Source organism: Paenibacillus spongiae (genome assembly GCF_024734895.1).
Lineage (GTDB): Bacteria > Bacillota > Bacilli > Paenibacillales > Paenibacillaceae > Paenibacillus_Z > Paenibacillus_Z spongiae.
Genome location: NZ_CP091430.1, coordinates 1,296,374 through 1,308,558, shown reverse-complemented (window position 1 = coordinate 1,308,558; position 12,185 = coordinate 1,296,374). Strand labels below are relative to the sequence as shown.

The following is a 12,185-nucleotide window of genomic DNA, read 5'->3' as shown; positions in this document are numbered from 1 at the left end:
TATTTCGATCATCAAACCGGGTTCTCCTACTTAGGCCGTCATTATTCTTTTACAGCGCCGATCGTCAAGCCTTGAACGAAATAACGCTGGAAGAACGGATATGCCAGGATGATCGGCCCTGTGGCCAATACGACCATCGCCATACGCGACGTATCCTGCGGCATATTTTGAAGCAGTCCGGTACTGAGCGAGCTGTTCTGCGAATTTTGCAAAATGAACTGCATGCTCGTTTCAATCCGCATCAGCATCGATTGCAGCGGCACCAGATTCGGATCGTCAATGTACAGAAGCGCATTGAACCAGTCGTTCCAATAGCCCAGCGTGCTGAACAGAGCAATGGTGGCCAGACCCGGCAATGACAGCGGAAGAACGAGCTTCGTGAAGATGCGCAGCTCTCCGGCGCCGTCTATTTTGCCTGACTCGATGAGGGCGTCCGGAACCATCGTGCTGTAGAACGTCCGCATAATCATGATGTAGAACGCATTGACCGCCATCGGGAGGATAAGCGCCCAGATCGAATCCTTCAAGCCGAGCAGCTGCGTAGCCACGATATAAGTCGGCACGAGACCGCCGTTAAAGAGCATCGTGAAGAAGGCGAAGAACGAGAAGAAATTACGGAATTTAAAGCTCTTTCTTGAAATCGCGTAAGAGAACAGCGATATGAAGATCAAGCTGATCACCGTGCCGACAACCGTCGTGAAGATGGTGACGCCATAGGCGCGAAACAGTGAATCGCCCGTTTGAAACACATATTTGTAACCCTCAATGCTCCATTGGTCCGGAATCAGCTCGTAACCGTTTTTGGCCAACGTTTTTTCATCCGTAAAGGAGATGATGGTCACGAAGAGGAAGGGAAATACGCATGCGAATGCGAAAATACCCGCGATAAGATTAAACAATATATTCCATGCCGGCGTTAGCTGGTGGAAATCACGTTTTCTTTTGCGAAACACGGCCCAATCTCCTTTCATGTTGAAATGACGCTTATTTAGAATAGGGCGTTGTCTTTATTGAATCTCCGCACAATATAGTTGGATGTAATGACGAGAATGAAGCCGACGAACGATTGATACAAGCCTGCCGCTGTCGTCATGCCGATTTCACCCGTGACCTTCAAGCCTCTGTATACATACGTATCGATAACGTTGGTTACCGAATACAGCGCACCCGAGTCGCGCGGAACCTGGTAGAAGAGCCCGAAGTCGGCATAGAAAATCCGTCCGATCGCCAGCAGTGTCAGAATCGTCATAATCGGCGCGAGCATCGGAATCGTAATGCGGCGGATTTGCTGCCACTTGTTGGCGCCGTCGATCATAGCCGCTTCGTACAATGATTTGTCGATCCCCATGATGGCTGCCAAATAAACGACGCTGTTATAGCCAATGATCTTCCAGAAATTGATCAGCACCAGAATAAGCGGCCAGTACTTCGCCTCCGAATACCATTGAATCGATTCGAAGCCGAAAAAGTTCAAAATTTGATTCAGCATTCCGCGGTCCATGCTGAGGAATGTGAACGTGAAGTAACCGACGATGACCCAAGACAGGAAGTAAGGCATGAACATGCCGGTCTGATACAGCTTCGCCAGCCGCTTGTTCACGATTTCGGATAAAATAATGGCCATCGCAACCGCCAAAATAAGCCCGAAGATAATAAAGACAATATTGTACAGCAGTGTATTGCGCGTAATGATATACGCGTCCTCGGTCGCGAACAGAAACTTGAAGTTATCGAAGCCGACCCACTTGCTGTTGATAATGCTGTTCAAAAATCCGTCGCTGAACCGGTATTCCTTGAAAGCGATGACGGTCCCGAACATCGGCAGGTAGGAAAAGAAGAGAAACCAAACCGTAGCCGGCAATACGAAGAGCAGCATGGCTCTGTTCTTGATGACGTCTTTCAAAAATCGCCCGATCGCGTTCATAAGGTCCCTCCTAAAAAGTTTCTATCTATGCTAATCCTTCGATAAAGCCTGTGGTAAACTTGCACCCGGACTCTGCCGTGCAATATGGAAGCATACGCTTCACCTGTCATATGCTTCCCAAGGGAGTCACCGCAAGGCGAGAACTCGCTTCGGAAGCATACGCTTCACTTGCCTTTAATTAAGATCAGGCGAATGATGCCATTCGCCCGATCGGTTCATCTTATTACTTCGTTGCTTTCCAAGCGTCCACTTGCTTTTGAGCTTCCGCGATGATTTTGTCCAATCCAGCCGCTTTGAACTTCTCAATGGCCTTCGGCAGATACTGGTCCGGATCCACGCTTCCTGTCATCAGAGCCGACCATACTTCGGCTTTCACGTTCTGAACGGATGCCAGCTCTGTCGTTACCTTCGAGGTGTCGAAGTTGAAGCCCAGCAATGGTGCAGGCTTGCCGGAATCATTGAATTTCTTGAACTCTTCCCACTTGTTCTCCGGATCGCTCGGATTCAAGTAAGTCAGCATGACGTTACCGAGAGCGAATGTAGGCATATCGTAGTTCTTCGATTCAGGCAGGTTCTCCATGACGTTTTCACTAATCTTCTTGTAGTGCGTACCTTCGATGCCCGAGTCGATCATGTTGCGCAGTTTGACATCGGTATTGAGCAGGTTCAGGAATTTCATCGCTTCTTCAGGGTGTTTCGAGTTCGCCGAAATCGCCTGCATGGAGCCCATTACCGACCAGTTATAGATGGTTGGTTCATCAGCCGGCGTCGATACGACCGGATAACCGTAGCTTTGCGACCAAAGATTGTCAGCGAACGGCTGCGTTGAGGCGCGGTCCGCGAACCAAGTGCCGGCAGTTTGCAAATCTGATGTCGATGAGGTAGTAGCCGCTTCAGGCGACACGTAACCCGCTTGATAGTACTTGCGCATCGTCTTCAACGCCGCTTTCAATTCCGGCGATTCAAGAACGTTAACAACCTTCAGATCCGTCGATCCTAATTGAACCGCCATCGGAAGACCTTGAATGACGTAGTCGTACGGAATTAGCGGGCCATAATCTTTATTGATAGCAAATGGCGTAATATTCGGCTCGTTTTCTTTGATTACCTTGAGCAGCGGCTCCAGGCTTTCCAGCGAGTTCACATTCGTAATGTCCAGCTTGTACTTATCTAACAGATTCTTGTTGAAACGCCATACTTCTTGAGCAGGCAGTTCCTTGTTGGCCGGAATGCCGTAGTTATGGCCGTCGACCTTGGATCCTTCCAGGAAGGCAGGATCCAACACTTCCTTGATGCCTTGTCCATGCTTCTCAAGCAATTCGTCAAGCTGCATGAATGCGCCCTTGCGCGCATTCTGAACATAATCGAATGCCCACGACGATGTGAACAGGATGTCCATCGGCTCGCCGGATGCGGCGTTTACTTGCATTTTTTGCGTATAATCGCCGAAATCGAGCATTTTCATTTTGACCGTAACGCCGATCTTTTCTTTCGTATATTTGTTGACCTCTTCCATAACTTTGTCCGTATCCTTTTGAGGAGCGCCAATCGTATACCAGATCAGCTCTACAGGCTCTGCGCCGCCATTACCGCCGGAAGCATTGCTTCCTTTGTCGTTAGCCGCGTCGTTCTTCCCGCCTCCGCAGGCGCTCAGTACGAGCGTAAAGGCTAGCAGCAGCGACAGAACGGATAACATCTTTTTCTTTTGTCTCATGGTCCATCCTCCTTGATGTTTTACGAAGTCAAACCCGCCTCGTATGCGTGCTCTTAATCTTACTGAACCATCATTAAGGGCTATATTTAGATTACCTGAAGAAAACACTTACAAATAGACGAGGAACTAAAGCTATAAGGTACAAAATAAAGAAAAGAAACTGCTCCAATTGAAATTAGAGCAGCCCTTTATAATCCGTAGGAGAGACTCCCACATATTTTTTAAATTGCTTATTGAAATAACCGGATTCCCAATAACCCACCTGCCGCGATATTTCATGCACCTTAAGCCGCGAGTCCTTGAGCAGCTCCTTCGCCTTCTCGATCCGGTATTTATTGATGTATTCCGTGAACGTCTCATTCGTTTCCTTATTGAAGAGCTGACCCAGATAGACAGGATGGATATTATATTCCAGTCCCAAGGCCTTCAATGATAAGCTCTCTGCATAGTGGGCATGAATGTGATGAAGCACCTGCTGGATGACCGGACTTTTGACATCCCGGACCAAGGCGTCGATCGTCATGTCTGCCATTTCTTTGACGGCAGCAGCAAGCTCGTCGATCGTATTGGCGTTCATAACCCGCTCATAGCCCGCTTTAAACATATCGGACTGGTCGGTATGCCGGATCTCCTCCAGCTCCATCTTAAAGCGTACAATCAGCTCAAGCGTGATTTCACGCACTTCACTCGGCGAGACGGCATTCATGCTGCGAAAGCGCGCGTAGTCTTCGTCAATCCGCGTGAATAGCTGCTCCTTATCCTTGGTCACAATCCACTTGGCATATTCCGGCCAATCGATCATAAGGCGGGATATGGCCTCTCCTCTTCCGCTCGGCAAATGGCCATAGTCCATCAGTTCTTTTTCGGGAAAGAGAAAAAAGTATTCCTGAGCCCGCTTGGCGTTCGTATAACTGATCGCCGCGGTTTCCAAAGGCTCGATGCTGCCAATCGAGATTCGTACGGCGGACGGCGTCTGTAGTGCGCTCCTGGCCCGAAGCAGCTTCTCTTCCAGAATCGGCTTCTCTTGTTCCGGATCGTTCATCGTGCAGACCAGAATCAGCTCGCCCTCTACGTTATGAAGCGGAATAACCTCCGGCATGTCCGAGAAGAACCGTTCGACGGCTTCGGCGGCATCGGCTGCTTCCGGATCGGTTCGAACCAGCACCGCCATCATATACGGCTTGGATAAATCGATATTCAGCAGTTCCGCACGCTCGATCATGATGCCCGGAGAAATCTGCCAGGTTAACCACCGGTACAGGACGTTATCGCGGATAATGCGGTTGTCGAACTCAGCCAGTGCCCGCTGCATCTGCAGGGAATTCATCTTCCGCACGGTCCCTTTTAAGGTTTCCCTTAGCTCGTCGATATCAATCGGTTTGAGCAAATAATTTTCAACGCCGAGCGTAATGCCTTCCTTTACATATTTGAAATCGTTATAGCCGCTCAAAATGATGACCTTCAGCTCCGGTAGAAATTTGCGGGCTTCGCGGATCAGCTCGATGCCGTTCATCACCGGCATCGAAATATCGGTGATGAGAATGTCGACCGGCACGGCTTGCAGAGCTTCCACAGCCGCGCGCCCATTCTCGGCATGCCCCGTAATCGTCAGTCCAATATCCGCCCAATCGAGAATATCGTATAGACCCTCGATAATAAACGGCTCGTCATCGACAATAAAGACGTTATACATCGTCGGTTTCATCTCCTTCCGTGGAAGGAAACCAGACGGTAACCGTCGTCCCTTCTCCATCTGTGCTTTGAATATCGATGCCGGCATTACTGCCATACATCAATTTGATCCGTTCTTGAATGCTGCTTAGTCCAAATGATCCGCTCTCCGGATCGGGGTGAATAAAGCTTTTGCGGATGCTTTGGAGCTTTTCCTGCGTTATACCCGAGCCATTGTCCTGCACTTCGAGCCGAAGCATGCCGTCCTCCTCGGTGACGCGGATCGTCACCAAGTTATCCGACCACTCCGAACGGAGGCCATGCACAATATAATTCTCTATGATCGGCTGCAGCGACATGCGCATGATCCGCCGGTCTGCGAGAGCTTCATCCCATATTATTTCGTAAGCGAACTTGTCCTTATACCGGATCCGGAACAGCTCCAGATACAGCCTGCAAGCCTCAAGCTCGTCCTGCAAGGTGTAGACGGAGCGGACCCGGACGTAATTTTTGAACAGGGCGGACAAGCTGTAGATCATTTCCCCGACATCTCTGGCCCCTTGCGAGATCGCCCGCATCCGGATCACTTCCAGCGTATTATACAGAAAGTGCGGGTTGACTCTCGCTTGCAGCGCAGCCAGCTCCGTATGCTTCTGTTTGATCTCGGCCTTGTACACCCGGTCGATATAACGAACCAGATCATCGAGCATTTCATTGAAGCTGCGCGAAATTTGCCCCAGCTCATCTTCACGGTTATCGTGTATCCGGGCGGTCATTTCGCCTGACTTCACCTTGCGCATGAAACGAATGATGTTGTTCGTCCGCTTGGCCAAATTGACGACCAATATAGCGGGCAAAATGATAGCAGCCAGCATGCAGGCGGCGCTGATCAAGAGAATGGTTTGCTTGAGATTATGGTAAGAAGACTCGATTTTACTCTTTGGCGCAACGCCTACAACGATATAGCCCGCTTTGCTCTGCGTAAGCGTCGTGACGTAGGACTCTTCCTCCAGCATAGCCGTTTCGTTCAGCGATTGGATTTTTTCCGCATACGGATAACGGCCGCCGTAATAACGCCCCGATGAATCGAAGATAACCTGTCCATCCGTCGTCATAACCAGGATATAACCCTTGATCGGTTCATCGAATCTTTCAAGCGCTCTCATAATTCCTGCCGAATCAAAGTAGACGACGAGCTGGCCCATATTCTTTAGTGTCCTCATATCGGTAATGGGCGTCCGAATGGAATAAATTTCGGGATTGTTCTGTCCGATCGCCTTGCGAATCCATGGATTCGGCGCCGTTACGCTTCCCATCTCCATGGTCATCACGTCGGGAATATACGAGTGGGCGGCATTCGTTTCGATAAGCCGTGAAGACGAATCCTTCGTATATACGTACATATACTGCTTCTCTGCGCTGTACACCAGCATGTTCTGGATATCGGTATCCTGCTCCATTTTTCTCTGGAAATAATCCAATCCGTTGCTTAGGCTATTCTTGACATCGTCGGAGTAATATTTATCCAGCCGGAATTTGATATAATCCTCAAAGGAGTTTTTGAGCAGGTAGTACACGTTCTGCGATAAAGACGGATCTCGGTAAACATCCCTCACGATCGATTGAACCGATTCATATTTTTCGTTGATGAACGCATCCACGCTTTCCATCGATTGCTTCTGTTTAGCCAGCTCATTCCGGGTTATGGACTCCGCCATATTCTTGTATAGAAAATAGGACAGCGTCAAGATCGTCAGGACCGCAATGCATGCGAACAGCAGAAACAGTTTCATGAACATGTTGTTCTTATAATAGTGCCTGTATAACATCCGTAATTTCATAGCTGCTCCTCCGTAGGTTGCGATACGTCCATCCGAATTGTACCACAAGCGTGCTTCCTTACCACCTGTGATATAATACCTGTTAATGAATATAATGAAGCGACAAGAAGGAGCCGCCGAAATGACAAGAAGAGAAGCGGGACCCTATATATTGCAGATCGTCGGGTATAAGAAGCGCGGAAAAACAACGCTGGTGGCCGCTTTGACGAGACGCCTCAAAGCAGCCGGCTATTCCGTCGGCACGATCAAACATGATGCGCATGACTTTACGATGGATTCCCCGAATACCGATACCTGGAAACATCAGGAAGCCGGCGCCGATATCACCGCGATCAGTTCCTTGAGGCGCAGCGCCTTCATTCGAAGCCGGCCTCAAACGCTGGATGAGCTGCTCGGTTATATGGACGATATAGATATTGTACTCGTCGAAGGGTATAAATACGAGCGCCATCCTAAGCTTGTCCTTATTCGCTTCGAGGAAGACTGGCAGCTGCTTCAGGAGCTGGATTCTCTCCTAGCCGCGGTAGTCTGGCCTGAGATCAATCAAGCTGCCGTGCTTAATCGAACCGGCGATCAGGCACTTTCGGACAACAGCGATGTTCATGGGGATGAGGAGCTTCCTAATTATCTTATCGATGATATCGACGGGCTCGCCGATTTCGTTAACCATCGTCTGCATACACATCGAAAAGCCGCTCCGTTGAAGTCATAACGGAAGCGGCCTTGGGTCTATATAATCCCCTTCATCAAAATAAGGGGCGACGATTGCGCTATTCGGCGATCCCATGCTTGTGTGCGTAGATGGCAGCCTGCGTACGGTCATCTACGCCAAGCTTCGCAAAAATATTCGTCACATGAAACTTGACGGTTTTAATGCCGATGAATAATTCTTCCGCAATTTCCTGGTTGGACAGGCCTCGCGCGACCAGCATAAGCACATCCATCTCCCGCTCCGTCAACTGCTCATGAGGCGCGGCCTTGCGCTCCGTCTTCGGCTGACGGAAACGGTTCATCATCTTCATGGCGACCTGCGATTCCAATACCGATTGTCCGCGTGCCGCCGCCCGGATCGCATCGGCGATTTCCGACGCACGGGATGTTTTGAGCAGATAGCTGAATGCGCCGGCTTCGATGACCGGATACATCTTGCTGTCGTCCAGGTAACTGGTCAGTACGATCACCTTGCAATCCGGATACAGCTCAAGGAGCTTCTTCGTCGTTTCGACGCCGTCCATCCCTTCCATCACCAAGTCCATCAGAACCACATCCGGTTTATAGGCATTGGCAAGCCGGATGCCCTCCATCCCGTTGCTCGCTTCTCCAACGACCTCGATGCCATCTTCCGTATTTAACACTGCGGCTAATCCGATCCGAACCATCTCATGATCATCTACCAGCAATACTTTAATAGGTTGTTCGATTGTTTCCATCAGATCCATTGCCTCCATTCGTACCGGAGTCCCTCCCTTCATGGCTTACTAAAGGTATCCATATATCAATGATAACACCTTGACCGGGGGATGTAATCAATTTCATTGTACCACCCAGCACATTCACGCGCTCATCCATCGTAAGCAATCCATATGAGGTTTGTTTCTTGGCTTCCAAGTCAAAGCCGACGCCATTATCCCGAATCGTAAGCCGTGCATCGTTTCCGTGACGCTGAAAATAAATATCCAAACGGTCAGCCTTGGAATGCCGCAGCGAATTGGACAAAGCCTCTTGAACGATGCGGAACAGATGATCCTCCGCTTCCGTGGCGATCTTGACGGAATCATCCACTTCAAGCGATATATCCATCGGTACCTTCTGTTTCAATTCGTCCACCAGGCTGCGCAATGCTTGAGCTAAGTTTTTCCCGTCCAAATGCACCGGCCGCAAATGCAGCAGCAGCGCCCGCATCTCGGACTGCGCTACCGAAGCCATCTCTTCGATGAGATGCACCTGACGCTTCGCCCGCTCCCAATCCTTCTCCAGCGTGCGGCTAACGGCTGTCGCGGTCATCGAGATGGCAAATAGCTGCTGGCTTACCGCATCATGCAGCTCGCGCGCAAGCCGCTGCCGCTCCTCGATCACGGCGGAGAACCGGACCTGCTCCGTGCGGACATCGTCTTCCACCTTATCGCCCTCAAGCTCAAGCTCCCCTTCGGCGGGCGGCAGCGTGACGCGCTTGTTCCGCCGCTGCTGTTCAGTGAGCCGCTTAATTGCGGCACGCAGCTTAATCCCCTGCAAATAACTATATGCAGCCGCTACCACCAGTGCCCCGGCAATAACAGTGAGTCCGAACGCAGCCGCTTTACTCTGCAGGGCAAAAAGCTTAAAGTAGCCTGTCCCCTGCATGACCAGCACGATCAGTCCGAGTATGACGAGCATCCAGATGACCGTTTCTACCGCATTGCCCCGTTTGGTTTGCTCGCGCTGTGGACCGCCCTGTCCGGACGGGTAACTCGGCAGAGGGGGCAAAGAGTCATCGCCGCGCTTATCGGCTTGCGCTGAAGGCGGCTTCTTGTCCGTTCCAGAAGCCTCTTCGGGCATCGATAGGTTGGCCTCTTCTCCCGAAGCCCGCTCCGAAGACGATCCATATGACATTATTGCACACCCCTCTCATCTGTGTATGTATGTCTACAAACAGCCAGAGGCAGGCGTTAGAAACGCCTGCTGGCTTTCGTGCACGTATTCGTTTGGCGAAAGGCCGCCTCGGCCTTTTGCTGGACCGTTTCGTTTCTTGTTACTCTGCTGCTGGAGGGTTCAGCTTTGCCTTCAAAGCTTGCAGTTGCTCTTCCACTTGCAGCTGCTTCGATGGGTCAACCGATCCGATCGAGGCTGGCTTGTTATAGGATGTGTAAGGAGTACGCATGACATCCGCTTCAGCTTCCAACTGCATGATCTTCTCTTCCATCCGGCCGAAGCCTCGCGAAGCCTTGCCGCTCTCGATGGAATGAACCGAGGTTACCTGCGCCATCTGCTTCTTCGCTTTGGCCATCTGGGCGCGAGCAGCCAGATCGTTGCGCTTGTTGCGCAGCTGGTAGAACTCGTCCTTCATCCCGTGCAGCTGCTGCATCAGCTCTTCAGCTTGCGCTTGTGCTTGACTGTGAAGCTCCGTATACTCCGCAACCTTCTGGTCGAAGTAAATCTTCTCTTCAAGCAGCTTGCGGGCAAGCTCTTCTTGACCGGAACGGATCGCCGTTTCCGCTTTCGCTTCGCGATCGGCGGCGCTGCGAACCGTCTCTTCCAGTCGCTGCTTCATCCGGCGCTCGTTGGCCATTTGCTTGGCAACCGTTACTTCCGCGGTATGAATTTCGCCCTCCATATCGCGAAGATATTGGTTCAGCATTACCACCGGATCTTCCATCTTATCGAGCATTTCATGCACAGAAGCTTTCGTCATATCTTTCATTCGTTTGAAAATATTCATAGTTAAACGTCTCCCTTCTCAAGCTTAGATAGTTTCGCACGAAGTTCTTCAATTTCCTTGCGCAGTGCCTTCTTCTCCAGATCATCCATCATCGAATCCAGGTTCGAAGCCGATTGCCCATGAGCCTGGCCCTGTCCTTGCGCGTTCTGCCAGTTGGTAAAGCTTCCCGTAGGACCCGGCTGCGGCGGCGTATTGGTGTAAGGACCACCATACCCTTGCCCGCCATGAGGAGGCGTTCCAAATCCTCCGTTATAACCGCCGTTATTGTATCCGCCATATCCGCCCGGTCCAAAACCGTTATAAGTCGGCGGTTCCTTCGGTACGACAAGTCCGGCCAAGATATAGACAAGAATCATAGCTCCGCTAGTGAAGACGGTCAAGACGATCAGAAGAATCCGCAGCAGCGTCGCGTCGACATTCAGCATTTCTGCGACGCCGCCGCAGAGGCCAAACAATTTCTTGTCGCGGCGCGACCGATACAGTTTCTTCATGGCGTTTTCCATCCTTCCTGTTGAAGTTTACGTTTGAGCTGTTCCATTTCGCGTTCAATCGCCGATTGTACGGTTGCTCCCGCTTCGGCTAGAAATTCTTGACCGCTGCGGCGAATGTCTCTTAAGCTCTTCGCTTCGAGCTCCATATCGCTGATCCGGTCTTCCAGGCGGCGGAACATTCCCGCCGGCTGATTGGCTTCCGTGCCGATGCCGTTATTCGCATATCTGGCGTTCATGCGCTGCTGCAGCCGGAGCGACTCCATACGGGCCGCATAGTATTCACGCTTATCGTAAACCGCTTGATACTCGCTGCGCAGTTCGCGCAGATGCTCTTCGAGTTCAACGACGTTTTGCCGCGTTTGTTCATAGAGATCGCGATATTGCGCTGACCTCTCCTCGCTGGCTGCCTTTTCGTGCAGGGCGATTCGCGCCATATGCTCTTCACCGGCTTTGAGTGCCGTCATTGCTTGCTGCTCCCGCTTTTCTTTCAACTGCTCAGCCTGCAGCCATTGCGACTTTAAATTATTACCATGGGCGGAGTACTGCTGATACAGGCGCTCAGCTCCGATTATATCTTCTCTCGTTGACCATAAGAATTGATCGATCAGCTTCACGGGATCTTCCGCTTTTTCCAGCCGCTCGTTTAACGTTGCGACCGTAATATCGCGGACCCGACGAATAATACTCATGGCATATCCTCCTTCACCTAATCTGCTTACCTATGTGTATATTAGACACGCTTCTCGCGTTTGAACATGGATACTCCCCATACGATCACGCCGATCGCAACCAGCAGCGTTATAATTCCAGCCACCTTCGGGAGAAGCATAAACGCGCCAATTACAATCATAATGCCGCCAATTACCTTGCTGTTGTTCTTCAGCCCAACCACACCGAGACCGATGAGGATGAAGGGCATCAACAATCCGATGATCCAGCCGAAGCTGACTCCCAGGAATTTCAACACCATCAAACCGCCTAGAACGACTAGCAATGCACCAAGAGCCGATTTACCGTTCATAGTTAAGTCACCGCCTTTCCGTTTCTTCTTCATATCCGTTTGCCGAACCTGCCGTGCTGCAAGTTGTTGATCTCTTGCTTATGTACTTATTGTAGGTCTTTTCAGCGG

The 12,185-nt window shown here is 50.8% G+C and carries 12 protein-coding genes; 1 reads left to right on the top strand and 11 read right to left on the bottom strand.

Translation table 11 applies throughout. The features are described 5' to 3' along the window. Positions 1 to 41: 41 nt before the first annotated feature. From L1F29_RS05960 to L1F29_RS05940, 5 genes are all read right to left on the bottom strand, one after another. On the bottom strand, positions 42 to 971 hold the full coding sequence (locus L1F29_RS05960) for a carbohydrate ABC transporter permease (RefSeq protein ID WP_258387427.1): 930 nt from the start codon (positions 969 to 971) through the stop codon (positions 42 to 44). A 17-nt stretch (positions 972 to 988) separates the two neighbouring features. After that, a complete protein-coding gene (locus L1F29_RS05955; protein WP_258387426.1) occupies positions 989 to 1,924 on the bottom strand; it encodes an ABC transporter permease in 936 nt (311 codons plus the stop codon). A gap of 223 nt (positions 1,925 to 2,147) precedes the next feature. Next, positions 2,148 to 3,638, bottom strand: coding sequence for an ABC transporter substrate-binding protein (locus L1F29_RS05950; RefSeq protein ID WP_258387425.1), 1,491 nt, complete (start codon positions 3,636 to 3,638; stop codon positions 2,148 to 2,150). Between the two features lie 175 nt (positions 3,639 to 3,813). Continuing rightward, positions 3,814 to 5,331, bottom strand: coding sequence for a response regulator transcription factor (locus L1F29_RS05945; RefSeq protein ID WP_258387424.1), 1,518 nt, complete (start codon positions 5,329 to 5,331; stop codon positions 3,814 to 3,816). Continuing rightward, positions 5,324 to 7,150 carry a sensor histidine kinase gene (locus tag L1F29_RS05940; RefSeq protein ID WP_258387423.1) on the bottom strand — a complete coding sequence of 609 codons (1,827 nt, stop codon included), beginning with the start codon at positions 7,148 to 7,150 and terminating at the stop codon, positions 5,324 to 5,326. The genes L1F29_RS05945 and L1F29_RS05940 overlap by 8 nt, the downstream gene beginning before the upstream one ends. Positions 7,151 to 7,271: 121 nt before the next feature. Between L1F29_RS05940 and mobB the strand changes: the two genes are divergently transcribed. Next, positions 7,272 to 7,862 carry a molybdopterin-guanine dinucleotide biosynthesis protein B gene (gene mobB, locus L1F29_RS05935; RefSeq protein WP_258387422.1) on the top strand — a complete coding sequence of 197 codons (591 nt, stop codon included), beginning with the start codon at positions 7,272 to 7,274 and terminating at the stop codon, positions 7,860 to 7,862. Between the two features lie 58 nt (positions 7,863 to 7,920). On the opposite strand, the gene L1F29_RS05930 is transcribed toward mobB, so the two are convergent. From L1F29_RS05930 to L1F29_RS05905, 6 genes are all read right to left on the bottom strand, one after another. Continuing rightward, positions 7,921 to 8,580 carry a response regulator transcription factor gene (locus tag L1F29_RS05930; protein WP_258387421.1) on the bottom strand — a complete coding sequence of 220 codons (660 nt, stop codon included), beginning with the start codon at positions 8,578 to 8,580 and terminating at the stop codon, positions 7,921 to 7,923. After that, positions 8,555 to 9,739 carry a sensor histidine kinase gene (locus tag L1F29_RS05925; protein WP_258387420.1) on the bottom strand — a complete coding sequence of 395 codons (1,185 nt, stop codon included), beginning with the start codon at positions 9,737 to 9,739 and terminating at the stop codon, positions 8,555 to 8,557. The genes L1F29_RS05930 and L1F29_RS05925 overlap by 26 nt, the downstream gene beginning before the upstream one ends. 139 nt (positions 9,740 to 9,878) lie before the next feature. Continuing rightward, positions 9,879 to 10,565 (bottom strand): PspA/IM30 family protein, encoded by a 687-nt coding sequence (locus L1F29_RS05920; RefSeq protein WP_258387419.1) that lies wholly within the window; start codon positions 10,563 to 10,565, stop codon positions 9,879 to 9,881. A 2-nt stretch (positions 10,566 to 10,567) separates the two neighbouring features. Next, positions 10,568 to 11,056, bottom strand: a complete 489-nt coding sequence (locus tag L1F29_RS05915; protein ID WP_258387418.1) for a PspC domain-containing protein — start codon at positions 11,054 to 11,056, stop codon at positions 10,568 to 10,570. Continuing rightward, the gene (locus L1F29_RS05910; protein ID WP_258387417.1) at positions 11,053 to 11,745 is read right to left on the bottom strand and encodes a PspA/IM30 family protein; all 693 of its coding nucleotides are present in this window, start codon (positions 11,743 to 11,745) and stop codon (positions 11,053 to 11,055) included. The genes L1F29_RS05915 and L1F29_RS05910 overlap by 4 nt, the downstream gene beginning before the upstream one ends. 41 nt (positions 11,746 to 11,786) lie before the next feature. After that, positions 11,787 to 12,077, bottom strand: coding sequence for a LiaF transmembrane domain-containing protein (locus tag L1F29_RS05905; RefSeq protein WP_258387416.1), 291 nt, complete (start codon positions 12,075 to 12,077; stop codon positions 11,787 to 11,789). Positions 12,078 to 12,185 lie beyond the last annotated feature (108 nt).